At 70.3% G+C, this 22,688-nt stretch carries 23 protein-coding genes; 14 read left to right on the plus strand and 9 right to left on the minus strand.

Translation table 11 applies throughout. The features are described 5' to 3' along the window. Window positions 1-149: 149 nt before the first annotated feature. The 3 genes from ACFWPA_RS04830 to ACFWPA_RS04840 are packed head-to-tail and all read right to left on the minus strand — an operon-like array spanning window position 150 to window position 2,946. Window positions 150-776 (minus strand): phosphoribosyltransferase, encoded by a 627-nt coding sequence (locus ACFWPA_RS04830; RefSeq protein WP_378506053.1) that lies wholly within the window; start codon window positions 774-776, stop codon window positions 150-152. A 36-nt stretch (window positions 777-812) separates the two neighbouring features. Next, the gene (locus ACFWPA_RS04835) at window positions 813-1,610 is read right to left on the minus strand and encodes a carbon-nitrogen hydrolase family protein (RefSeq protein ID WP_378569724.1); all 798 of its coding nucleotides are present in this window, start codon (window positions 1,608-1,610) and stop codon (window positions 813-815) included. A 43-nt stretch (window positions 1,611-1,653) separates the two neighbouring features. Then, window positions 1,654-2,946 carry a TrpB-like pyridoxal phosphate-dependent enzyme gene (locus tag ACFWPA_RS04840; RefSeq protein ID WP_378505899.1) on the minus strand — a complete coding sequence of 431 codons (1,293 nt, stop codon included), beginning with the start codon at window positions 2,944-2,946 and terminating at the stop codon, window positions 1,654-1,656. A 126-nt stretch (window positions 2,947-3,072) separates the two neighbouring features. Between ACFWPA_RS04840 and ACFWPA_RS04845 the strand changes: the two genes are divergently transcribed. Beyond that, window positions 3,073-4,833, plus strand: coding sequence for a DEAD/DEAH box helicase (locus ACFWPA_RS04845; protein ID WP_378505900.1), 1,761 nt, complete (start codon window positions 3,073-3,075; stop codon window positions 4,831-4,833). A 33-nt stretch (window positions 4,834-4,866) separates the two neighbouring features. On the opposite strand, the gene ACFWPA_RS04850 is transcribed toward ACFWPA_RS04845, so the two are convergent. Genes ACFWPA_RS04850 through ACFWPA_RS04860 form a run of 3 tightly spaced genes read right to left on the minus strand, consistent with a single transcriptional unit; the run spans window position 4,867 to window position 6,733 of the window. Beyond that, the gene (locus tag ACFWPA_RS04850) at window positions 4,867-5,385 is read right to left on the minus strand and encodes a hypothetical protein (protein WP_378505901.1); all 519 of its coding nucleotides are present in this window, start codon (window positions 5,383-5,385) and stop codon (window positions 4,867-4,869) included. Between the two features lie 26 nt (window positions 5,386-5,411). Next, window positions 5,412-6,179, minus strand: a complete 768-nt coding sequence (locus ACFWPA_RS04855; protein ID WP_378569725.1) for a deoxyribonuclease IV — start codon at window positions 6,177-6,179, stop codon at window positions 5,412-5,414. 17 nt (window positions 6,180-6,196) lie between these two features. Continuing rightward, the gene (locus ACFWPA_RS04860; protein ID WP_378505903.1) at window positions 6,197-6,733 is read right to left on the minus strand and encodes a TetR/AcrR family transcriptional regulator; all 537 of its coding nucleotides are present in this window, start codon (window positions 6,731-6,733) and stop codon (window positions 6,197-6,199) included. A 93-nt stretch (window positions 6,734-6,826) separates the two neighbouring features. Here ACFWPA_RS04860 and ACFWPA_RS04865 point away from each other — a divergent pair, with 93 nt between their 5' ends. From ACFWPA_RS04865 to ACFWPA_RS04880, 4 genes are all read left to right on the plus strand, one after another. Beyond that, complete coding sequence (locus tag ACFWPA_RS04865; RefSeq protein WP_378505904.1) at window positions 6,827-8,356, plus strand: MFS transporter; 1,530 nt, start codon at window positions 6,827-6,829, stop codon at window positions 8,354-8,356. Window positions 8,357-8,471: 115 nt separating this feature from the next. Continuing rightward, on the plus strand, window positions 8,472-9,254 hold the full coding sequence (locus ACFWPA_RS04870) for an ABC transporter ATP-binding protein (RefSeq protein ID WP_378505905.1): 783 nt from the start codon (window positions 8,472-8,474) through the stop codon (window positions 9,252-9,254). A 2-nt stretch (window positions 9,255-9,256) separates the two neighbouring features. Further along, the gene (locus ACFWPA_RS04875) at window positions 9,257-11,782 is read left to right on the plus strand and encodes an ABC transporter permease (RefSeq protein ID WP_378569726.1); all 2,526 of its coding nucleotides are present in this window, start codon (window positions 9,257-9,259) and stop codon (window positions 11,780-11,782) included. A gap of 400 nt (window positions 11,783-12,182) precedes the next feature. Further along, window positions 12,183-12,797, plus strand: a complete 615-nt coding sequence (locus tag ACFWPA_RS04880; RefSeq protein WP_378569727.1) for an HNH endonuclease signature motif containing protein — start codon at window positions 12,183-12,185, stop codon at window positions 12,795-12,797. 10 nt (window positions 12,798-12,807) lie between these two features. On the opposite strand, the gene ACFWPA_RS04885 is transcribed toward ACFWPA_RS04880, so the two are convergent. Together ACFWPA_RS04885 and ACFWPA_RS04890 are read right to left on the minus strand one after the other, a co-directional pair. Then, the gene (locus ACFWPA_RS04885; RefSeq protein WP_378569728.1) at window positions 12,808-13,428 is read right to left on the minus strand and encodes a hypothetical protein; all 621 of its coding nucleotides are present in this window, start codon (window positions 13,426-13,428) and stop codon (window positions 12,808-12,810) included. Window positions 13,429-13,432: 4 nt separating this feature from the next. Beyond that, window positions 13,433-14,056, minus strand: coding sequence for a histidine phosphatase family protein (locus ACFWPA_RS04890; RefSeq protein ID WP_378569729.1), 624 nt, complete (start codon window positions 14,054-14,056; stop codon window positions 13,433-13,435). A gap of 81 nt (window positions 14,057-14,137) precedes the next feature. On the opposite strand from ACFWPA_RS04890, the gene ACFWPA_RS04895 reads away from it, so the two are divergent. Beyond that, on the plus strand, window positions 14,138-14,419 hold the full coding sequence (locus ACFWPA_RS04895; protein WP_378505910.1) for a helix-turn-helix transcriptional regulator: 282 nt from the start codon (window positions 14,138-14,140) through the stop codon (window positions 14,417-14,419). Between the two features lie 58 nt (window positions 14,420-14,477). Continuing rightward, complete coding sequence (locus ACFWPA_RS04900) at window positions 14,478-15,629, plus strand: hypothetical protein (protein WP_378569730.1); 1,152 nt, start codon at window positions 14,478-14,480, stop codon at window positions 15,627-15,629. Window positions 15,630-15,639: 10 nt separating this feature from the next. Here the strand turns inward: ACFWPA_RS04900 and ACFWPA_RS04905 are convergent, their stop codons facing one another. Beyond that, the gene (locus ACFWPA_RS04905; protein WP_378506054.1) at window positions 15,640-16,245 is read right to left on the minus strand and encodes a TetR/AcrR family transcriptional regulator; all 606 of its coding nucleotides are present in this window, start codon (window positions 16,243-16,245) and stop codon (window positions 15,640-15,642) included. Window positions 16,246-16,409: 164 nt separating this feature from the next. Between ACFWPA_RS04905 and ACFWPA_RS04910 the strand changes: the two genes are divergently transcribed. The 7 genes from ACFWPA_RS04910 (at window position 16,410) to rpsI (ending at window position 22,600) form a co-directional block, all read left to right on the plus strand. After that, window positions 16,410-17,585 (plus strand): acyl-CoA dehydrogenase family protein, encoded by a 1,176-nt coding sequence (locus ACFWPA_RS04910; protein ID WP_378505912.1) that lies wholly within the window; start codon window positions 16,410-16,412, stop codon window positions 17,583-17,585. A 9-nt stretch (window positions 17,586-17,594) separates the two neighbouring features. After that, window positions 17,595-18,728 (plus strand): acyl-CoA dehydrogenase family protein, encoded by a 1,134-nt coding sequence (locus tag ACFWPA_RS04915; RefSeq protein WP_378569780.1) that lies wholly within the window; start codon window positions 17,595-17,597, stop codon window positions 18,726-18,728. A 105-nt stretch (window positions 18,729-18,833) separates the two neighbouring features. Then, on the plus strand, window positions 18,834-19,391 hold the full coding sequence (locus ACFWPA_RS04920; RefSeq protein WP_378569731.1) for a TetR/AcrR family transcriptional regulator: 558 nt from the start codon (window positions 18,834-18,836) through the stop codon (window positions 19,389-19,391). A gap of 107 nt (window positions 19,392-19,498) precedes the next feature. After that, on the plus strand, window positions 19,499-21,094 hold the full coding sequence (locus tag ACFWPA_RS04925) for a GMC oxidoreductase (protein ID WP_378569732.1): 1,596 nt from the start codon (window positions 19,499-19,501) through the stop codon (window positions 21,092-21,094). A 133-nt stretch (window positions 21,095-21,227) separates the two neighbouring features. Further along, window positions 21,228-21,443 carry a hypothetical protein gene (locus ACFWPA_RS04930; RefSeq protein WP_378569733.1) on the plus strand — a complete coding sequence of 72 codons (216 nt, stop codon included), beginning with the start codon at window positions 21,228-21,230 and terminating at the stop codon, window positions 21,441-21,443. A gap of 198 nt (window positions 21,444-21,641) precedes the next feature. Beyond that, window positions 21,642-22,085: a 50S ribosomal protein L13 gene (gene rplM / locus ACFWPA_RS04935; RefSeq protein ID WP_378505916.1), complete on the plus strand. Its 444-nt coding sequence runs from the start codon at window positions 21,642-21,644 to the stop codon at window positions 22,083-22,085. Next, complete coding sequence (rpsI, locus tag ACFWPA_RS04940; RefSeq protein WP_378505917.1) at window positions 22,082-22,600, plus strand: 30S ribosomal protein S9; 519 nt, start codon at window positions 22,082-22,084, stop codon at window positions 22,598-22,600. Before rplM ends, rpsI begins: the two co-directional genes overlap by 4 nt. Window positions 22,601-22,688 lie beyond the last annotated feature (88 nt).

Consider the following 22,688-nt stretch of genomic DNA (forward strand, 5'->3'; position numbering starts at 1 on the left):
GTGTGCATTGCATCACATTCCGGCGGGGGATGCACGAGCTTCCCTGTCCGGAATGACCGGATGTAACGCCGCCGAAACAAGGTGTCTGTTACTCGAAGTTCCGCGAACTGTGACTTTGCGGTGTCCGGCGCAGGGGAGTGAGGCGTAGATCACGTTTTCAGCGCCGCCCGCACCTCGTCGTCGGTGAGCTGGTGAAAGTCGCGGTAGGCGCCGCCGACGCCCCCGAGCCACCGGGGCACGAGGGGGCACACCACCTCGTCCGCGACCGCGCGCAGCCGATCCATCGCCTCCTCCGACGACACCGGCATCGCGACCACCACCCGGGCGGCGGCCCCGGCCCGCGCGACCAGGCAGGCGACCTCGGCGGTCGCGCCGGTGGCCATCCCGTCGTCGACGAGGACGACGGTCCGCCCGGCCATCGGGATCGGCGGGCGGTCGCCCCGCAGCAGCCGGACCCGCCGGTCCAGTTCGCGGCGCTCGGCGGTCTCCGTGCTGGACAGGGTCAGCGGCGATACCCCGGACCGGCCGATCACGTCCTCGTTGAGCACCCGGACGCCGCCCTCGCCGATGGCGCCCATCGCCAACTCCGGCTGCCACGGCAACCCCAGCTTCCGGACCACGATGACGTCGAGGTCCCCGGCAAGGGCCCGGGCCACCTCGACGGCCACCGGCACGCCGCCGCGCGGCAGTCCCAGCACCAGCGGGTCGGTGCCGCGCAGGTGCCCGAGGGAGGTGGCCAGGTCGCGGCCCGCCTCGGCGCGGGTGGCGTAGAGCATCGCACCGTCGACGCTACGCCGCACCCGGCCCGGGCACTATCGTTCGGCGACCCCGAAGCGCCGCAGCGTCAGCGCCGGATTGACCGCCCGCACCTGGGCGATCCGGTCCGCGGCGGCCTCCGCGCGGGCGGTGCCGACGCGCTCACCGAGGGCGGCGAGGACCACGCCCATCGGGTCGACGATCATCGAGCATCCCGAGCCGGTGCGGGCGCTCTGGTCGGCGGCGGCCACGTAGATGGTGTTCTCGATGGCCCGGGCCCGGACCAGCGTCGCCCAGTGGTCCTCCTTGAGCGGGCCGGGCACCCACTGCGCGGGCAGCGCGAGCACGTCGGCGCCCGCGTCGACGATCCGCCGCGTCACCTCGGGGAAGCGCAGGTCGTAGCAGGTTTGCATGCCGAAGGTGAGGCCGTCGACGGTGAAGGTGACGGGATCGGTGATCGGGCCTGCCCGGTAGACGTCCGACTCCCGGTAGCCGAACGCGTCGTAGAGGTGGAGCTTGCGGTACACGGCGGCGAGGGTGCCGTCCGGAGCGGCAGCGACGAGCGTGTTCGAGATCCGGTCGTCGCCGGGCAGCGACTCGTTCACCCCGGCCACCAGGTGCACGCCGACCTCCGCGGCGACCGCGAGCAGGCCGGAGACGAACGGCCCGTCGAGCGGTTCGGCCGAGGCGGCGACCCCCGCATCGAGCCGCGGCGCGGTGTACATCGCGTACTCGGGGGCGACCACCACCCGGGCACCGCGGGAGGCGGCCTCGCCAACGAGGGTGCGGATCACCCGGAGGTTGTCGTCCTTGCCCGTTCCCGCGGAGAACTGGGCCACTGCGATCTCGACCATGCGCCCATTGTGCGCACGGCCGAGATCGGGCCGCAGCGGGAGGTCAGGACATGTCGCCCACGGTCGAGACCAGGTTGCCCTGCATGAACTGGTGGTACGCGGGCAGGTCGAGCATGCCGTGGCCGGAGAGACCGATCACCAGCACCTCGGGTTCGGTGAGCGTCCTCGCGTACTCGGCGCAGGCGGCGATCGCGTGCGACGACTCGGGGGCGGGGACGATGCCCTCGGCCCTGGCGAACTGCACACCCGCGGCGAACGACGCGGTCTGGTCGACGGCCTTGCCGGTCACGTAGCCGAGGTCGACGGTGTGGCTGAGCAGCGGCGCCATGCCGTGGTAGCGGAGTCCGCCCGCGTGGATCGGGTCCGGCACGAAGTCCTGTCCGAGGGTGTGCATCTTCAGCAGCGGCGTCAGGCCAGCGACGTCGCCGTGGTCGTACCGGTACTCGCCCTTGGTGATCGACGGGCACGCGGCGGGCTCGACGGCAATGACCCGGGTCTGCGCGCGGCCGTGCAGTACCTCGCGGATGAACGGGAACGCCAGGCCGGCCAGGTTGGACCCGCCCCCGGCGCACCCGAACACGACGTCGGCGTTTGCCTCGCCCGCGCCGCGCAGCTGCTCGACGGCCTCGAGGCCGATGACGGTCTGGTGCAGCACCACGTGGTTGAGGACGCTGCCGAGCGCATAGCGCGCGTTCGGGTCGCCCGCGGCGACCTCGACCGCCTCGCTGACGGCCATCCCGAGGCTGCCGGGGGTGTTCGGGTCGTCGGCGAGCATCTTCCGGCCCGCCTCGGTCAGCGTGGACGGGCTCGGATGCACGGTGCCGCCGTAGGTCTCCATCAGGAACCGGCGGTACGGCTTCGACTCGTACGATGCCCGCACCTGCCACACCTCGAGGTCGATGCCGAACTTCGCGCACGCGAACGACAGCGCCGAGCCCCATTGCCCGGCACCGGTCTCGGTGGTGATCCTGGTGACACCGTCCTGCGCGTTGTAGTACGCCTGCGCGACGGCGGTGTTGGTCTTGTGGCTGCCGACCGGGCTGACACCCTCGTACTTGACGTAGATGCGCGCCGGGGTGCCCAGTGCCTTCTCGAACTCGCGCGCCCGGATCAGCGGCGCGGGCCGCCACGTCCGGTAGACCTCGCGGATCGGCTCGGGGATCGCGATGTACTGCTCGGTGGATGCCTCCTGCTCGATCAGGCCGGACGCGAACAGCGACTCCAGGTCGGCCGGTGTGACCGGTTCCCTGGTCCCCGGGTGCAGATGCGGCGGCGGGGGCACCGGCAGATCCGCGGCGATGTTGTACCAGTGGGTGGGGATCGGCGTGTCGGCCACGGGGCGCTCCTGGTGTCGAAAGGCGGGTTTCGCCCCGCATTGTGCCCGGGATGGTGATCAGGGTTACCTCGGCCGGGTGGCCGCGGGTCGGCCGCACCGGCGGACATCGACTAAACTCCTGGTGAAATGAGTGACACCGAGCAGTACCCCGAGCCGGAAAACGACAGCACCACATTTGCCGATCTCGGCATCGACGATCGGGTGCTGCGGGCACTGACCGACGTCGGGTACGAGTCGCCATCGCCGATCCAGGCAGCCACCATCCCGCCCCTGATGGCGGGCAACGACGTGGTGGGCCTCGCGCAGACCGGCACCGGCAAGACCGCCGCGTTCGCGGTGCCGATCCTGTCCCGCATCGACCCCGAGCAGAAGCGTCCGCAGGCGCTGGTGCTCGCGCCGACGCGGGAGCTGGCGTTGCAGGTCGCCGAGGCGTTCGGCAAATACTCCGCACACATCCCGGGGCTGCACGTGCTCCCGATCTACGGCGGCCAGTCCTACGGGGTGCAGCTGTCCGGGCTGCGGCGCGGCGCGCAGATCATCGTCGGCACCCCCGGCCGGGTCATCGACCACCTGGAGAAGGGCACCCTCGACCTCTCGCACCTGGACCACCTGGTGCTCGACGAGGCCGACGAGATGCTCAAGATGGGGTTCCAGGAGGACGTCGAGAAGATCCTCTCGGAGACCCCCGAGTACAAGCAGGTCGCGTTGTTCTCGGCGACGATGCCTGCCGCGATCCGCAAGATCTCCAAGCAGTACCTGCACGATCCGGTCGAGATCACCGTCAAGGGCAAGACCTCGACCGCAACGAACATCACCCAGCGCTGGGTGCAGGTCGCCCATCAGCGCAAGCTCGATGCGCTCACCCGGATCCTCGAGGTCGAGCCCTTCGAGGCGATGATCATGTTCGTCCGCACCAAGCAGGCCACCGAGGATCTCGCGGAACGCCTTCGCGCGCGGGGCTTCTCGGCGGCCGCGATCAACGGCGACATCGTGCAGGCCCAGCGCGAGCGGACCATCGGTCAGCTCAAGTCCGGCGCCCTCGACATTCTCGTCGCCACCGACGTCGCCGCCCGCGGGCTGGACGTCGAGCGCATCTCGCACGTCGTCAACTACGACATCCCGCACGACACCGAGTCGTACGTGCACCGGATCGGCCGTACCGGCCGCGCGGGCCGGTCGGGCGACGCGCTGCTGTTCGTTGCGCCGCGCGAGCGGCATCTGCTCAAGGCAATCGAGCGGGCCACCCGGCAGCCGCTGACCGAGATCCAGCTGCCGACCGTCGAGGACGTCAATGCGCAGCGGGTCGCGAAGTTCGGCGATTCGATCACCGAGTCGCTGAGTTCCGAGAACCTGGCGCTGTTCCGCCGACTGATCGAGGACTACGAACGCGAGCACGACGTGCCGCTCGCCGACATCGCGGCCGCGCTGGCCGTGCAGTCCCGGGACGGCGAGGCCTTCCTGATGGCCCCCGAGCCGCCCGCGCCGCCGCGCAAGGAGCGGGAGCCGCGGGAACGTCCGCCGCGCCGATTCGACGACGAGGGACCGAAGATCGGCCGCAACGGCCAGGAGATGGCCACCTACCGGATCGCGGTCGGCAAGCGGCACCGGGTGGTGCCGGGCGCCATCGTCGGTGCCATCGCCAACGAGGGTGGCCTGCGGCGCAGCGACTTCGGGCACATCAGCATCCGCCCCGACCACAGCCTCGTCGAGCTGCCTGCCGATCTGGCCGCCGAGACCCTCGAGGCGCTGCGCGCCACCCGGATCTCGGGCGTGCTGATCCAGCTCACCCCCGATCAGGGTCCGCCCGGGCAGCGCCCGCCGCGCGAGGGCAAGGGCCGCTTCGGCAAGGGCAAGTTCGACAAGAAGCCCAAGCGCGACCGGTACTGAACCGGGCGGCCCACCCGATCGGTCGGCGGCGGCTCAGCGCGCGCTGGGTCGCCGCTCGCCGTGCGCGTCCCGGACGGCAGCGACGAAGGTCGACTTGCGGGCGTTGTAGCTGGCGCGGAAGTCGTCACAGTCGTGGACGCCGTCCATCGTGGATTCGGTGAGGAACCGGAAGTGGTCGGTGGCGGCGTCGACGACGGCGGTGGGTGCGAGCAGGCGCAGCTCGTTGACCATGCCATCGAGGTCGACGATGGCCCTGGCGAGGGCGCGCAGCTTCGGGTCGCTGGACTCGAGGGCGCGCTCGAGGTCCGCCTCGGCGAGCGTGTCCCCGTCGATCTCGACGATGCTGTTGTGCGCGGTGTCGGTCGCGGCGAGGAACCGCACGTAGATCGCGCGAACCTGTGGGTCGTGCGGTGCGGTGCGCGCGGCCGGTGTCGGGGCGGGACGCCCCCGCCGAACCGCGAACACCCCGAGCAGCATGCCGATGATCATCGACACCGGAACCGCCCACCACGGGGCGGCCTGTGAGCTGAACGTGTCGATCACGGAATCCACTTGCCGACCCTAGCAATTCGCTGGCATCACAGCACGGAGCGGAGGTACTCCAGGTCGTCGGCGAGTCCGTCCGCGGGGGTCTCGAGGATCACCGGCGCCTGCGCGGTGCGCACCACCTCGGCGAGCACCTCGGCGTCGATGGTGCCCGAGGCGAGGTTGGCGTGCCGGTCCCGCGCCGAGTCGAACTCGTCGCGGGAGTTGTTCAGGTGCACCAGGTCGATCCGGCCGGTGATGGCCCTGACTCGCTCGACGACCCCGACGAGATCCTCGCCGCCCGCCCAGGCATGGCAGGTGTCGAGGCAGAACCCGGCGCCGAACTCGCCGACCGCGTCCCACAGCCGGGCGATGTCGTCGAAGCGCCGGGCCATCGCGGCGTCCCCGCCCGCGGTGTTCTCGATCAGGATCGGGACCGCGAAGCCGCCCGCGTCCGCCTCGCGTTCGAATAGCTTGCGCCAGTTGGCGAATCCCGCGGCGGGATCCTCACCGTCGCGGACATGACCGCCGTGCACGACGAGGCCGATCGCGCCGAGGTCGGCGGCGGCGGTGGCCTGCTCGGTCACCGACTTGCGGGACGGGATCCGGATCCGGTTGTTCAGCGATGCCACGTTGATGACGTACGACGAGTGCACGACGACGTCGATCGGGCTTTGCCGGATTTGTTCCGCCTTCGGGTGCGGGGTCAGCTTGTTCCACTTCTGCGGGTCGGTCAGGAACAGCTGGACGATCTCCGCGCCGAGGGCCTCGCCCGCCCCGATCGGGTCGTCGTCCTGGCGTACATGGGCTCCGATGCGCATGGGATCAGCGTAGGCGTTCAGGGGCCGACGATCCGGCGGACGACACCGAGCAGGTCCTCCATCTCCTGCGGTGACGCCGCGAACTCGGTGCCGGAGTGGGCGGCCCGGTAGTAGAGGCCGTCGCCGAGCAGCATCACCGCCCGCGCCGCCGACGGGTCGGAGATCTCGTCGGTGAGCGCGTCCATCCAGCCCTGCTGGATGCGCAGCAGGGCCTGCTGCGCCGCGGTGTTCTCGCCCTGACTGAGGCGGGTGGCGGCGATGATGGCCCGGTCCAGCCGGGAATTCTCGAAGTTGGAGGTCCGCACGTAGTAGGCGGCCGCGCCCTCCGGCGCGGCGCGCATCCGCTGCGCGTCCTCGGCGGCCAGTTCGGTGAGGTGGTCGAGCAGGCCGTCGATCAGGGCGTCCTTCGAGCCGAAGTGGTAGAGCAGTCCGCCCTTCGAGACCCCGGCCGCGGTCGCGACGGCCTCGATGGTCGCGGCGCGCTCGCCCTGCTCGATCAGGATCGTGACGAAGGCGTCGAGCAGCTTGGCTCGCGCGGCGGGTGGTCGGGACACGGACGTGATGCTACCCACGCCATTCCTGTACCGTCCAGCTGGTACAGTAATGGCGTTCGTTTCGATCATCCCGCACCAGAAATCCGGAGAGTCATGTCGACCCACGTCCTCGATCGCCACGAGGCCACCGCCGTCCCGACCGCAGGCAGGCGTGGCTGGATTGCCCTGGCGGTGCTGATGCTGCCGGTGCTGCTGGTGTCGGTGGACAACACCGTGCTCTCCTTCGCGCTGCCGTCGATCTCCACCTCGCTCGGACCCACCGGCGCCCAGCAGCTGTGGATCATCGACATCTACCCGATGGTGCTCGCGGGCCTGCTCGTCGCGATGGGCAGCATGGGCGACCGGTTCGGCCGCCGCAGGCTGCTGCTGATCGGCGCCACCGGATTCGCCGCGGTGTCCGTGTTCGCGGCCTACGCGCCGACCCCGGAGATGCTGATCGCGTCCCGGGCGATCCTCGGCTTCTTCGGTGCGATGCTGATGCCGTCGACGCTGTCGTTGATCCGCAACATCTTCCATGACCCCGCGCAGCGCCGACTCGCCATCGCGATCTGGGCGTCCTGCTTCGCGGCCGGTGCGGCGCTCGGCCCGATCGTCGGCGGCTTCCTGCTCGAACACTTCTGGTGGGGGTCGGTGTTCCTGCTCGCCGTGCCGGTGCTGATCCCGCTGCTCGTGCTCGCCCCGATCTTCGTCCCGGAGTCGAAGGACCCGAACCCCGGTCCCGTCGACCCGATCAGCATCGGGCTCTCGCTGCTCGCGCTCGCACCGATCGTGTACGCGATCAAGAACCTCGCGCACGGCGGCGACCTCACCGCGACCCTGGTGCCCGCGGCCGTCGGCCTGGTCGCGACCCTCGGATTCGTCCGCAGGCAGCTGCGGCGGGCCCAGCCGATGCTCGACATGCGGCTGTTCACCAGCGCCACGTTCTCCGGCGCCGTCGCCGTGAACCTGCTCAGCGTGTTCTCCCTGGTCGGGTTCATGTATTTCGTCTCGCAGCACCTGCAGCTGGTGCTCGGTCGCAGCCCGATGCAGGCCGGTGTTGCGCTGCTGCCGGGGCTCGCGGTGATGGTCGTTGCCGGTCTTGCCGTTGTCCCGCTGGTGCGCCGGGTCCGGCCGTGGCTGGTGGTGGTGGTTGCGCTGCTGTTCTCGTCGCTCGGCTACCTGACCGTGCTGCTGTTCGTCTCCCCGACCGCGGTCGCGCCGGTCCTGATCGCGTTCGCGCTGCTCGGTGCGGGCATCGGCGCCGCCGAGACCATCTCCAACGACCTGATCGTCGCTGGCGCGCCCGCGGAGAAGGCCGGTGCCGCGTCGGCGGTCTCGGAGACCGCGTACGAGATCGGCGCGGTGCTGGGCACCGCGGTGCTCGGCTCGATCCTGATGGCGTCGTATCGCTCGCACCTGACCCTGCCCGCTGGGCTCGACGAGCAGGCCGCGGCACGGGCCGCCGAGACGCTCGGCGGTGCGCACGGCGTCGCGGCGGACCTGCCAGCAGGCCAGGGCTCGGCGCTGCTCGAGTCCGCGCACGCCGCCTTCGACGCTGGCGTGGTTGTCACCTCGGCGATCGGTGTCGTGACGATGGTGGTGGCGGCGGGCCTGGCATATCTGACGCTGCGGCCGCGTCCCTGACCTGGCCGGCCACCGAAGATCAGGGTGGTCCCTGATGGCGCGGACGGCGGGCTGCCGGTAAGGATGGACGGGACGGGCCGTCCGGTCCGATCGCATCGGACCAGGAAAGGCCGTCATGAGCGCGCACGCCGCACCCGACCCGACACCCCCGATCGAGGCCGTCGCGGCCCGCGCGGTGAATCTGACCAAGACGTACGGTTCCGGGGAGACGGCGGTGACGGCGCTCGGCGGCGTCGACGTCGACTTCGGTCGCGGCGAGTTCACCGCGATCATGGGGCCGTCCGGGTCCGGCAAGTCCACGCTCATGCACTGCCTCGCCGGACTCGACTCGGCAACGTCGGGATCCGTCCTGATCGGGGACACCGACCTGACCGGGCTGTCCGACAAGGAGATGACGGCGCTGCGCCGCGACCGGATCGGGTTCGTCTTCCAGGCGTTCAACCTGGTACCGACGCTGACGGCGCTGGAGAACATCACCCTGCCGCTGGACATTGCCGGGCGCAAGGTCGACCAGCAGTGGCTGGACTCGGTGCTCACCCGGCTGGGGCTGACCGACCGGCTCGGCCACCGGCCCAGCGAACTGTCCGGCGGCCAGCAGCAGCGCGTCGCGTGCGCGCGGGCCCTCGCCGGGCAGCCGGAGATCATCTTCGGCGATGAGCCGACCGGCAACCTGGACTCGCATTCCTCGGGGGAGGTGCTGTCGATCCTGCGTGCCGCGGTCGACGAATTCGGGCAGACCGTCGTCATCGTCACCCACGACCCCCGGGCCGCCAGCCACGCGGACCGGGTGGTGTTCCTCGCCGACGGGCAGATCGTCGACGAACTGCGGGAGCCGACCGCGGACACCGTCCTCGACCGGATGAAGGGCCTCGACGCCCGCGTGAGCGTGCAGGGCTGACGATGGCACAGAACCCGATGCGCAGGGTGTCCCTGCGCAACCTCGCCGCGCACAAGGTGCGCCTGGTCCTCACGGTCCTCGCCGTGGTGCTCGGCACCGCATTCGTGACCGGATCGTTCGTGTTCACCGACACCCTGCAGCGCACCTTCAACGGGCTGTTCGAGGACGCCGCGAAGGGCGTCGACGTCCGGGTGTCGAGCCCCGAGCGCGGATCGAGCGGGGTCCCGCTCGAGGACATCGCCACGATCGAGTCGCTCCCCGGTGTGCGGACGGTCGTGCCCGCCGTCGAGGGGCAACTGGTGCTGCTCGGCGCCGACAAGACCCCGGTCCAGACCGGCGGTGCGCCCAGCATCGGCTCGACCTACGTTCCGCCCGAGCAGGCGCTCGGCGAACCGGAGACCTTCGTCGTCGGTGCCCCGCCGTCCGCGCCGGGCCAGATCGCGCTCAACGAGGGCGGTGCCGAGCGCGCCGGACTGTCGGTCGGCGACACCACCCAGGTGCTGGTCCCCGCGCACGGCGTCCTCGACGCGACCGTGACCGGCGTCTACGACGTGCCAACGGACACCGGCGGATTCGTCGGCGCCCTGTTCACCGCGGACCAGGCCACCGAGCTGTTCACCGACGGCGCGCACGTGAACTACATCGACGTGGCCGGGGACGGCAGTGCAGGCCCGGAGCAGTTGCGGGACGAGGTCGCGACCGCGCTGCCGGATGCGAAGGTGCAGACCGGCGACGAGGTGCGCGAGGACGTGAAGGCGGAGGTTACCTCCGCGCTCAAGTTCGTCAACTATTTCCTGCTCGCCTTCGGTGCGATCGCGTTGCTGGTCGGCACGTTCATCATCTACAACACGTTCTCGATGATCGTCGCGCAGCGGCTGAAGGAGCTGGCGCTGCTGCGGGCGATCGGTGCGAGCCGCGGCCAGGTCGGTCGGTCGGTGGTGACCGAGGCGCTGGTGGTCGGGGTGCTCGGCAGCGCGATCGGCATCGCCGCTGGCGTCGCCCTCGCGTACGGGCTGCGGTCCATGCTGAACGCCTTCGACGTCGGACTGCCGTCCGGCCCGCTGCAACTTGAGCCGCGGACCGTGGTCGTCGCGCTGGTGATCGGCGTCTTGGTGACCGTCGTCAGCGCCTACGCACCGGCCCGCCGTGCGGCGAACACGCCGCCGGTTGCCGCGATGCGGGAGGAGTTCGCCGCTGCCGGCGACACGCTGCGGGTCCGCACGCTGGTCGGGGCGATCATCGCGGTGATCGGCATCGCGTTGCTGGTGGCCGGGTCCCAGGGCACCGGCGGCGGGGCGGCCGCGACCGTCGGGTTGGGGGCCGCTGCCCTGATCCTCGCGGTGCTGCTCGCCGCGCCTGCGCTGTCCCGGCCGGTGGTCGGGGCGCTCGGTGCTGCGCTGGCACGTCCGTTCGGCGCGGTCGGCAGGCTGGCCCGCACCAACGCGGTCCGCAATCCGCGGCGCACCGCGGCGACCGCGTTCGCGTTGACCCTCGGGTTGATGTTGGTGACGGTGATCGGGGTGTTCGGCTCGTCCGCGAAGGCGAGCATCGATGAGCTTGTGGACTCCGGCATCACCGCCGACTACGTCCTCACCGGTCCGCAGCAGATCGGTGTTCCGGTCGGGGTTGCTCCTGCCGTCGCCAAGGTGCCCGGCGTCGAATCCGCCGTTGCGTTGCACCTGATGCCGGTGCAGATCGACGACGAGGACACGTTCGGTACCGGCATCGGGGGACAGCTCGACGGTGTCATCGACTACGAACTGCGTTCCGGCAGCGCCGATCTCGCTGGCGATACCGTCGTCGCCTCGGAGTCCTTTGCCGCGGAGAAGGGCTGGACCGTCGGATCCCCGGTCACGATGACCAACCGGGACGGCGTCGAGGTCACCGCGCCGGTCGGCGGCATTCTGGCCGACAACCAACTGCTCGGCGACTGGTTCACCTCCGAGTCGGTGTATCAGCAGCTGGTGCCCGCGTCGATGCGCGCCGATCTGGCGGTGCTCGTGCAGGCGGCGCCGGGCACCGACGTCGCCGCGTTGCGCGGCGACCTGGAGAAGGCCAGCGACCCGTTCCTGGTGGTGCAGGTCAAGGACCGTGACGAGTTCAAGGGCGAGCAGGCCAAACAGATCGACACCCTCCTCGCCGTCCTGTACGGGCTGCTCGCGCTGGCGGTGGTGATCGCGATCCTCGGCATCGTCAACACCCTCGCGCTGTCGGTGGTCGAGCGGCGCAGGGAGATCGGCATGCTGCGGGCGGTCGGCATGCAGCGTCCGCAGGTGCGTCGCACCATCTACATCGAGTCGGTGCTGATCGCGGTGTTCGGTGCCGCGGTGGGCGTGCTGCTCGGGCTCGCGTTCGGGTGGGGCTTCGTCCGCACCCTCGCCGACGAGGGGCTCGGCACCGTCGCGGTGCCGTGGGGTCAGGTGGTGGCGATGCTGCTCGGCTCCGGCGTCATCGGCGTCCTCGCCGCGCTGTGGCCCGCCAGCCGCGCCGCCCGGACGAAGCCGCTGGAGGCGATCGCGGGAGTCTGACCGCAACCGTGATACAGGCTGTGCCGGTGGGTGTATTGCCCACCGGCACAGCCGTTTCGGGGTGGGCCCGACTATCTTCGAACGAATGTGCGCATGGTGGCCCGATTGTCGGAGCGGGCCGGTAGGATCGAAACCATGTTCCCCTGAGCTGATCGATGTATGTCCTTGATGTAGTTCATGTAGACCGCTTCTCTGGCGCAGCTTTCGGGCGACACCGTCCTCTAGGGTGTCCACGATGAAGCGCCAGTCGGCTCTTCTTCTCGTTGTGAAGGTGAGGCAAACTCCGCGCCAATGCGGTGCTTCAAACGGCAATTTGCCTGCCAGCTCTCGCGCACGATGTATGCGCCGATGCCGCAGCCTAGAAGAGATCGTACTGACCGCCTGAAAACCGCGAAAAGCCGTGAACGGACAGGTGAGCCCGGAGGAGTTTCGCCCGGTTGCCTGCGACCCGGTCCGGCCCCCGGCGCCGCCCGCGCCCCCACCGAGCGTCGGCGCGATCGCGGACGCCATCTTCGCTGCCGTCCGGGTCGACCCGACCCTCGCGACCGGTAGGCGCGCCGACGGGCATGGTGGCCTGCTGCGTCCGCCGCCGGGCGCACTGACCTATCGGCCCGACGCCGCGACGGCCGCGCTCGTGCGGGCCAGGGACCGGCACTGCCGGTTCCCCGGCTGCGCGCGGCCCGCGGCGCAGTGCCAACTCGACCACATCACCGAGTACCGCACCCGCACCCCGCGCGCCGGCGGCTGGACCATCGTGTCGAACCTGCAGTGCCTCTGCGCCTTCCACCACCAACTCAAGACACTCGGGCTGTGGCGGGTCAGCGCGCTCGGCAGGCCGGGTATCGGAGGCAACGCCCTCCTGTGGCTCTCCGCCCTCGGCGCAACGGCCGTCACCCTCCCGGGCGGAGCGACTGGCACCTGGGACGACTCTGGCCTCCGGCCCCGCATCGCGGGATGCCGCGGCACACCCACGCGTGCACCATCGGAACCCGACCCGGATCCGGCGCCGTACTGACCGCGCCCGATCAGCGGGCGAAGTCGACGACCACCCGCTCCGGGTTGCTCAGCCGGGACACCGTCACCGGGAGCTGGTCGGTGTCGAGGCCGATGAACGTCTGTGTGACACCCTCGAATACCGTCGCGACCCGCACCTCGGACACCGCACCGGCGCCCGGCAGCGGGTTCGGCCCCGCGTACTCGTCGACGCCGGTGTCGAACGGGTAGCCGGTGCCGGTCAGTGACACCTCCAGGATTTGGCGGCCCGCCACGTCCACCTCCCGGCCGCTGCCGTCCTGGACCGCCGCGTCGACGTACCTGACGTTCCACCCGGGTTCGCCCTCGCCGTGCAGTTCGTAGACGACGCGGTCGTACCCGTCGTGCGACCCGACCCGCACATCGGTGACCGACAGGGACGCGTTCCCCGACGCCGCGGCCCGCGGCTCGGTAACTCCGCCCCGCGCCGGGGGATACTCCTGCACCGGGGTGCTCGGTGCCGCGGCGGATGTCGAGGTCACCGCCGATGCGGCGGTCGCGGCGGGTTCGGCGCTCGTGGCGCAGCTCGCGAGGGCCCCCGCGAGCGACACCATCGCCACGATCGAGGTGCCCGCGGTCGTCATGGTCCGGCTGCGTGAGAATCGATCGGTCATCGATTCAGGGTATCCCCCGTCCAGCCGGAGACCGCGTCCCCGACACGGGGGCGCGGTTCGCCGGGAGGGCCGGGTCGACCTCGCGGCCGTTGACGGTCACAACCGCCCAGCGCGCGCCGTCGTGCCGGAGAGCGGTGATGGCTGCGTTCGGGATTCGGGGCACCGGCCATCCGTGCAGCGCGCCGATGACCGAACGGATCAGGCCGCCGTGGCTGACCGCAACGATCGCCGAGCCCGGGTGGCGTTCCGCGAGGTCGTCGAGCGCGGCCAGTCCTCGGCGGGTCACGTCGGCGCGGGGTTCGATCCCCGGATAGTTCCCGTCCGGCCAGCGGTCCCATGCCTCGTAGTCGGTGATCCCCTCGGCCTCACCGAAGTGTCGCTCGGTCAGTCCGGGGTGGGTGCCCGACCGCGTGAGGTTCAGGTGGGTGCCGATGATGTCGGCCGTCTCCCCGGCCCGGGACAGCGGGGAACTGACCAGGACGTCCCACTGCCCTGCCGCCAGCAGGGAGCCTGCGCGGGCGGCCTGCGCGCGACCGGTGGCGTTGAGCGGGATGTCCGACGAGCCCTGCAGGCGCCGCAGCGCGTTCCAGTACGTCTCGCCGTGTCGGACCAGTGCCAGGTGAGTCATGGTCGCCGCAGGCTAGCACCGCTGGACAGCGGGTGCGGGCAGGCGCACACTGCACGCGGGCAGCGGAGGAGGTGGTGCGCGGTGCCCGAATCCGAGTCGACCGCGCCGTCGTCTGGCGGGCGTCCCCGGCGCAGCAACCGGGCGCGGGCGGGGCCGATCGCGGACGGATTCGTCGCGCGGCGGCTGCAGTTGGGGCTCACACAGTCCCGGCTCGCCGCGCTCGCCGGGGTGTCCCGCTCCAGCGTGCAGGCCATCGAATCGGGCCGCAGCACCGTGCAATTGGACATGCTGGAGGCCGTCGCCGACGTCCTCGGCTGCGACATGGTGCTGGCGCCGAGGGCCGGGCGCAGTCTGCCCTCCTGACGTGGGTGTCGAAATTCTGGAACAGTGGAGTCGGCGAGTATCGATACTGGGAGGCCCGATGGACGCGGCGTTGCGGCGGGAACGGATCACCGCGCAGGTCCGGCGGTGGTGCGAGGAGGCGCGGGTCGACGGCTTCCGTCGGGACCTGACCGCGGGCGCCGCGGTCCTGATCGCGGCGGGCCATCTCGACGACGGCACGCGCACGGTGCTCGCGAACCGGCGGCGGCTCGGGCGCACCCTGCCCGACCTCGGCGGCTTCGGTGCGCTGCGCATGCTCGCCGACGATTACGCCCGCCTCGACCGGAAGGCCAGGTCGATGCGCCCGGGCGTCATGCAGGTCCTCGCCGCGGCGCGGGCCAGCGAGGTCGAACGCCGCCTGCTGAGCGCCCGCGCGAAGTTCCTGCACGCGCCTGCGCATTACGCGAACGGGGTCCGAACCATCCGCCGCGACCGGCGGGACGGCGTGCACCTGGAACCGGTGCAGCGGGAGGCCCTGTTCGATGCGCTGGCCCGCACACCGGTCCCGATGCCCGAACACCGGATGGATCAGGCGACGGCCGCCGCGGTGACGGTGGCGGCGGAGCGGCTTGCCGGACTGGTCGAGCGGACGCCGTTGGCGGCGGCGGGACAGCGCGCGGCGGAGGCGCTCGGCGGGCGGGCCGGCCAGCCGGACCGGTTCGTCGACCGGTTCGATGCGCTGCTGTTCCTGGCCGGTGCGCTGTACGACCGGATCGACGGCTCCGAGGCGTGGCGGTCCGACTACTTTGCGGTGCAGCGGGCGCAGCTGGACCTCGCAGACGAGCTGACCCAGATCGCGGTCGACGCGGTCGCGTTGCGCGGCATCGGCGGGGAACTGGACGAGGCGCTGCGGCACGCGAACGGCGATGCCGCCCGCGACCAGATCAGGTCGCGGCAGCGGGCGCTCGACCAGGTGTGGGACCAGCTCGTTGAGCGGGTCGCCGCGTTGGCCCGGATCGGCGATCTGCTCGGTGAGGCGGAGGGGCAGCTGCGGTCGATGGCCGCGGTGCAGCGGACGATGAGCCTCGACACCCGGATCGACGAGCTGATCGCGCGGGCTGGCGACCGGGAGCTGTCCACCGAGAACACTCATCACGTCGGTGACCAGATCGGCGGCGTCGACGAGGTGATGGTCGGATATCAGGCACTGCTGCACGGCGACATCCTGGCGTTACAGACCCGGGCGCGCTGAGCGGTCGTGCTCAGTCGCGGGCGCCGACCAGCCGCAGTGCGAGCTCGGCGTACAGATCCGCGACCGCGTCCGGGTCGGTGAATCCGCCGCCGGGGAACCAGCGGCACACGTCAACGCAGAGCGAGTTGATCGCGAGGTTCACCCCAGCGGCGTCCGGGACCACGAACGAGCCGTCCTGCACTCCCGCACCGATGATCCGGTCGATGATGCCGCTGATGTCGCGGCGCAGTCCGAGGATCTCGCGGTAGTGCTCGGGTGAGAGCGCGGTCAATTCATACTGCACGACCATGCCCCGGGTGTGGTGGAGCGCCTGCCACCCGGCGAACCTGCGCACCACCGACGCCAGCCGGACCGTCGGTGTCGCGTCGGTCGGGTCGGCCTCGGTGAGCAGTTCCACACACTTGAGGTGGCCCTCGTAGCTGATCGCGAAGAGCAACTCCTCCTTCGACCGGTAGTGCGGGTACATCGCGGCGGGGGAGAGCCCGAGCCGGGCCGCGATGTCGCGGGTGGTGGTGCCGCCGTAGCCGTTCGCGGCGAACGCTTCGGCCGCGGCGGCGCGGATTCGGGCCGCCGCCTTCGACGTGCTCACCACGGTGTTGGGGGTCGTGAGGTTCATCGCGTTCGGGTCCCTCGCGTCGGTCTCGCTCACCGGCACCTCCGTTCCGCCTGTCGTCCTTGACAATGACCGGTCACGCGGTGAGTATAAGCATGCGCTTAGATAATGAGCGGCCGCTTAGATTTGCGGGGCGCTGTCCCTCGACCCGACACAGAAAGCACGCCATGAATCTGAAACTCACCGACGAGGAACTGACGTTCCGTGACGAGCTGCGCACCTTCTTCAGCACGCAGATCCCCGCCGAGATCCGTGAGCGCGCCGCCGCGGGCGGGGAGCTGACCCGCGAGGATTTCGTCACCACCCAAAAGATTCTCGACGCCAACGGTCTTGCCGTGCCGCACTGGCCCGCGGAATGGGGCGGCAAGAACTGGACCCCGGTGCAGCTGCACATCTACCGCGACGAGATGCAGCTCGCATCCGTGCCGGACCCGCTCGCGTTCAACGCCGACATGGTCGGCCCGGTCATCGCCGCGTTCGGCTCGCCGGAGCAGAAGGAGAAGTTCCTCCCCGGCACCGCGAATCTCGACATCTGGTGGTGTCAGGGCTTTTCCGAGCCCGAGTCGGGTTCCGACCTGGCCTCCCTGAAGACCCGCGCCGTCCGCGACGGCGACAGCTGGATCGTCAACGGGCAGAAGACCTGGACGACGCTCGGCCAGCACGCCGACTGGATCTTCTGCCTCGTGCGCACCAACCCGGACGCACCGAAGCGGCAGCAGGGCATCTCGTTCCTGCTCATCGACATGACGACGCCGGGCATCACGGTCCGGCCGATCAAGCTGATCGACGGCGGCTACGAGGTCAACGAGGTGTGGTTCGAGGACGTGCGCGTCCCCGCCGAGAACCTCGTCGGCGACGAGAACGCGGGCTGGTCCTACGCCAAGTTCCTGCTCGGCAACGAGCGCACCGGCGTCACCCGCACCGGTGCAACCAAGGCCAAGATCGCGAAGGCCAAGAAGTACGCCGCCGAGACCCGGGTCGGTGACGGCACGCTCCTCGAGGATCCGCTGTTCGCGGCCCGCATCGCCGAACTCGAGAACCAGCTCGTCGCGCTCGAACTGACCCAGCTGCGGGTCGTCGCGAGCTCGGCTGACGGCAAGCCGAACCCGGCGTCGTCGCTGCTGAAGCTGCGGGGCTCGGAGCTGCAGCAGGCCGCGACCGAGATCCTGATGGACGTCGCTGGACCCGACTCACTGGCGTTCGAGGCGGGCGACGACATCGCGTCCCCGGCATGGGCGCAGCGCAGCGCGCCGCTCTTCTTGAACTACCGCAAGGTCTCGATCTACAGCGGATCGAGTGAGGTTCAGCGCAACATCATCTCGTCCTCGATTCTCGGATTGTGAGTGGCAGCCATGGATTTCGAACTCAATGACGAACAGATCATGCTGCGGGACACCACCCGTGAGCTGCTGAGCCGCAGCTACGACGCCGAGAAGCGCAACGCCGTGACCGCCGACGGCAAGGGCTGGAGCGACGAGGTGTGGGGCAAGCTCGCCGAGATCGGCCTGCTCGGTCTGCCGTTCTCGGAGGAGGACGGCGGCATGGGCGCCGGACCGGTCGAGACGATGACCGTGATGAACGAGATCGGCAGGGCGCTCGCCCCGGAACCCTTCCTCGACGGCGTCCTCATCCCCGGCGGCCTGGTCGCCGAGGTCGGCACCGCCGCTCAGCGCGCGACGCTGCTTCCCGCGTTGGTCGAGGGCGCAACGCTGCTCGCGTTCGCGCACGACGAGCCGGGCAGCCGCTGGCCGACCCAGGTCGTTGCCACCGCCGCAACCGCGTCCGGTGAAGGATGGACCCTGACCGGCACGAAAAATCCTGTGCTGCACGGCGACTGCGCCGACACCCTCGTTGTGAGCGCCCTGCTGCCCGACGGCGGCACCGGACTGTTCCTCGTCGCCGCCGACGCGGCAGGCGTCACCCGGAAGCCCTACGCCACCCACGACGAGCTGCGGGCAGCGCAGATCGAACTCGCGGACGCCCCCGCGGAGCAGCTCGGTGAGGGTGGCGACGCGTCCGCCGCGATCATCGCCGCACAGGTCCGCGCGCAGGCCGCGCTGTGCGCCGAGGCGGTCGGCGCGATGGCGGAGACGCTGCGGCTGACCACCGACTACCTCAAGCAGCGCAAGCAGTTCGGTGTCACGCTGTCGAAGTTCCAGGCGCTGACCCAGCGGGCCGCCGACATGTACGTCGAGCTCGAACTCGCGTCCAGCATGAGCCTGTACGCGACGATGAACCTCGCCGACGGCATCGTCGATCCGATCGTCGCGTCCCGTGCCAAGCTGCAGATCGGCCGCGCCGCACGGCACATCGGCCTCGAGGCGATCCAGATGCACGGCGGCATCGGCATGACAGCCGAATACCCGGTCGGGCACTACGTGTCCCGGCTGACCGCGATCGGCCACACCCTCGGCAGTGCCGACGATCACCTCCGGGTGCTCGCCGGTGTCGTCGCAGACCACGAGATGGTCGAGATCACCAAGTAGAGCCACGCATTTCCCCCTCGCACCGCGGCCCCGCAGACCCCTCCGGTCGGCGGGGCCGCGGTGTGTTCCCGGGTGCGCCTGCGGGAGTCGGGTGATAATGGCGCGATGCGGTCGCGAACGAAGATCCTGGACGCCACGCTGACGCTGATCGGCAGTGACGGTTTTGGTGGCGTCTCCATCGCGTCCGTCGCGGCGGCCGCGGGGGTCACCCGGCAGACCGTCTACACCATCTTCGGCTCCCGCGAGAGCCTGGTGTCGCAGGCGATGGCGGGGCACCTGACCGAGGTGGCCCGGGGCATCCAGCGTGACCTGGCGTCGTCACGGACCCCGTGCGAGTACGTGGTCGGGTTGATCGTCGACAGCAGGCGCGCGGTCCGCGCCGACCCCGTTCTGATCACGCTGCTGCGGTCCGAGGCAGGCAACCCGCTGTTCGACACGGGCGCGATCAGCCGCGCGAGGGACGTTGCCCGCGGACTCCTTGAGCCGCTCGTCGACCTGTTCCCCGAGGTCTCGGCCCGCTTCGAGGACATCGTGGAGATCGCCGTCCACCTCGGCCTGACGTCGGTGTGCTTCGATGACGGGTCGCTGCGCACCGACGCCGAACTGCGGGCCTTCCTCACCCGATGGATCGAACCGGCGCTCACCTCCCCCAGCGCTTCTTGACACTTCAGCGGAGAACTGTCTAGTTTGAGCCGTCCCGGTGGGTGGCTGCGGAACGCGGACCGACGACATCGGGCGGTCACTCGTCGTTCGCAGCTGGGGGTAGCTCTGTGTCCGGGTTCACTCGTCGTTCCTTCCTTTCCGCAACGGCCGCAACGGGATTGGCGTTCGCAGCCGCAACGACAGCGCGCGCAGAGACCGGAATCGGTGCGCAGGTACGCCGGGTGCCGCTCGCCAAGGAGGAGCACCGGGTCGTGGTGATCGGCTCCGGATTCGGCGGCGGGGTTGCCGCGCTTCGCCTTGCCGAGGCCGGCGTGCCGGTGCTGGTGCTCGAGCGCGGAATCCGGTGGCCCACCGGCCCGAACGCCACGACGTTCCCGAATCCCACGGCCCCCGACAAGCGGGTGCTCTGGTACCGGTCGGCCCCGCAGCTGTTCGGCAGGCCCGCGGTCTTCGACCCCTACACCGGCCTCGTCGAGGCGGTCGCCGGGGCGAACATGACCGCGCTGTGCGCGGCAGGTGTCGGCGGCGGATCGCTGGTCTACCAGGGGATGTCGCTGCAGCCGTCCGAGGCCGTGTTCAACCGGTTCTTCCCGAACGAGCTCGACTGGCGGCTGATGAACCGGGTGCACTATCCGCGGGTTGCGGCGATGCTCCGCCTCGCGACCGCCCCCGACGAGCTCGTCGCCAGCGACGCCTACCTCGCACCCCGCGTGTTCGCCGAGCACGTCACCCGGGCCGGATTGCCGCTGTCGAAGATCCCGATGCCGATCGACTGGGGCTTCGCGCTCGCCGAGCTGCGCGGCGAGATGGCGCCCTCGTACACCGACGGGTCGGGGGCCCTCGGCGTCAACAACGGCGGCAAGAACTCCGTCGACGTCACCTACCTCGCCGCAGCGGAGGCGACCGGTCGTGTCGCCGTCGAGGTGCTCCACGAGGTCACCGCCATCGAGCGCGCCGGGGACGGTCGATGGCGGGTCCGCGTCAACCGGATCGATACCGCAGGAACGGTTCTCGAGAACAAGATCCTGACCGCCGACGCCGTGATCATGGCGGCGGGCAGCCTGAACACCACCAAGCTGCTGGTGCGGGCCGCGGCCACCGGAGGCATCCCCGACCTGCCGGACGACCTCGGAGCAGGCTGGGGCACCAACGCCGACCGGATCTACGTGTGGACCAACCCGGAACGGGAGTTCGGCACCGCGCAGGGCGGTCCGGTCGTCTACGGCAGCCTCAACTGGGGCGACCCCGCCCGCGCGCATACCGTCGTTCAGGCGTCGATCCCGTCGGTCGCGATGGACGTGCGCAGCACGATGATGGTCGGGTTCGGGGTCAGCGAGGGGCGCGGCCGGTTCACCTACGACTCGGTGCGGGACGAGGCGACGCTGCACTGGCCGAAGGAGGGCGACGCCGTCATCCAGAACGGCGCGATCGGCCCGACCGCGCACCGGATCGCCGGACCGGGCAGCCTGCTCACCGACACCAACGCGCTGTTCCCGTCCACCTGGCATCCGCTCGGCGGCGCGAACATGGGTCCGGTCTGCGACCTCGACGGCCGGGTCCACGGGCAGCGGGGCCTGTATGTACTCGACGGCGCCCTGATCCCCGGCACCGCAGGCGCGTGCAATCCGTCGATGACGATCGCGGCGGTCGCGGAACGGGCCATGGACAACCTGGTGGCCGCCGACGTCGGCGTGGTCATCTGACCGTTGCCCGCCGACACGCCGGGAATGAACGGGAAACGGCGCGCCTCCCGCGCCGGAGCCGTGACCGACGCTAACGTGATGGCGACCTTCGCGCGCGTGCGTGCGTCACATTCGGCTCGGGTAGGTGTTCTCGATGACGGCAGTCCCTCCGCCCACGAACAAGGTCCTGGCCAGAAAGATCGTCGGCACCTGCGTGTTTCTGGCCGGGCTGGTCGGCGCCGCCATCGGCATCTGGACCCTCGACGTCGTGGTCGCGGTGCTGTGGCTCGTTGTCGTCTCGCTGGCGGGGTTCTACCTGTTGAAACTGCGGGCCGAGGCGCGTGGTCGCCTCGACCGCACCTCGCCGTGAGGCCCACCCCACTTTGACCCGCTCCTGACCTGGGCGGTAAGGTCATCTGCTGGCGTACGGTACGACGCGCATACTCGGGACACTCCGGTGGTCGATGTGCGTTCGTAGCGCGGGTTCCTGGGTCTCCACTGGCCGCCGGGAACGAATCCGGACCGTGCCCGCTGGCCAGCAGTTATACGACATGACGAGGAAGTAGCTGTGTCTACCTACGCCCCGAAGGCGGGTGACGTGACCCGACAGTGGTACGTCATCGACGCCACCGACGTGGTGCTCGGCCGCCTTGCCGTCCAGGCAGCGACCCTGCTGCGCGGCAAGCACAAGCCCACCTTTGCCCCCAACGTTGACGGCGGCGATTTCGTCGTCATCATCAACGCCGACAAGGTCGCCATCTCCGGCAATAAGCGCACGGACAAGTTCCTGCACCACCACTCCGGCCACCCGGGTGGACTCAAGTCCCGCTCGGTCGGTGAGGTGCTTGAGAAGAACCCCGATCGTCTGGTGGAGAAGGCCATCGTCGGCATGATCCCGAAGAACAAGCTGGGCCGCGCCATCGCTGGCAAGCTGAAGGTCTACGCAGGCCCGAATCACCCCCACGCCGCGCAGCAGCCGGTTCCGTTCGAGATCAAGCAGGTGGCACAGTGACCGAGCAGAACGAGACCCCCGAGGTCGAGACCGCCGAGGTCGTCGTCGAGGAGTTCGCCGCCGAGCCCGAGGTCGTCGAGGAGTACGTGGTCGAGGAGTCCGTCGCCCCGGCGGCCCCGATCTACATCGACCGCCCGATCCAGACCGTCGGCCGCCGCAAGGAGGCCGTCGTCCGCGTCCGGCTGACCCCCGGCACCGGTGAGTTCAAGCTCAACGGCCGCACCATCGAGGACTACTTCCCGAACAAGGTGCACCAGCAGCTGATCAAGGCTCCGCTGGTCACCGTCGAGCGGACCGAGTCCTTCGACATCACCGCGCTGCTGCACGGTGGCGGCCCGTCCGGTCAGGCAGGCGCCCTGCGTCTCGCGATCGCCCGCGCCCTGATCGAGGTCACCCCCGAGGATCGCCCCGCGCTCAAGAGCGCAGGCTTCCTCACCCGTGACGCCCGCGCCGTCGAGCGCAAGAAGTACGGCCTGAAGAAGGCCCGCAAGGCTTCGCAGTACTCGAAGCGCTGATGCGGCACCGATGCCCGCTTCGCGGCGGGCATCGGGACCTGTTCACCCGAGAGCAGGCGTCCAGCACCACCGGACGCCTGCTCTTGGC

The sequence above is a fragment of the Rhodococcus sp. NPDC058505 genome, from assembly GCF_042720095.1.
Taxonomy (GTDB): domain Bacteria; phylum Actinomycetota; class Actinomycetes; order Mycobacteriales; family Mycobacteriaceae; genus Rhodococcus_G.

Bases quoted from the DNA above. Each gene is read 5' to 3' on its own strand.
- ACFWPA_RS04885 (WP_378569728.1), bottom strand. From the start codon at position 13,428: ATGACCGATCGATTCTCACGCAGCCGGACCATGACGACCGCGGGCACC.
- ACFWPA_RS04855 (WP_378569725.1), bottom strand. From the start codon at position 6,179: ATGCGCATCGGAGCCCATGTACGCCAGGACGACGACCCGATCGGGGCG.
- ACFWPA_RS04900 (WP_378569730.1), top strand. From the start codon at position 14,478: ATGGACGCGGCGTTGCGGCGGGAACGGATCACCGCGCAGGTCCGGCGG.
- ACFWPA_RS04890 (WP_378569729.1), bottom strand. From the start codon at position 14,056: ATGACTCACCTGGCACTGGTCCGACACGGCGAGACGTACTGGAACGCG.
- ACFWPA_RS04910 (WP_378505912.1), top strand. From the start codon at position 16,410: ATGAATCTGAAACTCACCGACGAGGAACTGACGTTCCGTGACGAGCTG.
- ACFWPA_RS04930 (WP_378569733.1), top strand. From the start codon at position 21,228: ATGACGGCAGTCCCTCCGCCCACGAACAAGGTCCTGGCCAGAAAGATC.
- ACFWPA_RS04870 (WP_378505905.1), top strand. From the start codon at position 8,472: ATGAGCGCGCACGCCGCACCCGACCCGACACCCCCGATCGAGGCCGTC.
- ACFWPA_RS04920 (WP_378569731.1), top strand. From the start codon at position 18,834: ATGCGGTCGCGAACGAAGATCCTGGACGCCACGCTGACGCTGATCGGC.
- ACFWPA_RS04865 (WP_378505904.1), top strand. From the start codon at position 6,827: ATGTCGACCCACGTCCTCGATCGCCACGAGGCCACCGCCGTCCCGACC.
- ACFWPA_RS04845 (WP_378505900.1), top strand. From the start codon at position 3,073: ATGAGTGACACCGAGCAGTACCCCGAGCCGGAAAACGACAGCACCACA.
- ACFWPA_RS04830 (WP_378506053.1), bottom strand. From the start codon at position 776: ATGCTCTACGCCACCCGCGCCGAGGCGGGCCGCGACCTGGCCACCTCC.
- ACFWPA_RS04875 (WP_378569726.1), top strand. From the start codon at position 9,257: ATGGCACAGAACCCGATGCGCAGGGTGTCCCTGCGCAACCTCGCCGCG.
- ACFWPA_RS04915 (WP_378569780.1), top strand. From the start codon at position 17,595: ATGGATTTCGAACTCAATGACGAACAGATCATGCTGCGGGACACCACC.
- ACFWPA_RS04905 (WP_378506054.1), bottom strand. From the start codon at position 16,245: ATGAACCTCACGACCCCCAACACCGTGGTGAGCACGTCGAAGGCGGCG.
- ACFWPA_RS04835 (WP_378569724.1), bottom strand. From the start codon at position 1,610: ATGGTCGAGATCGCAGTGGCCCAGTTCTCCGCGGGAACGGGCAAGGAC.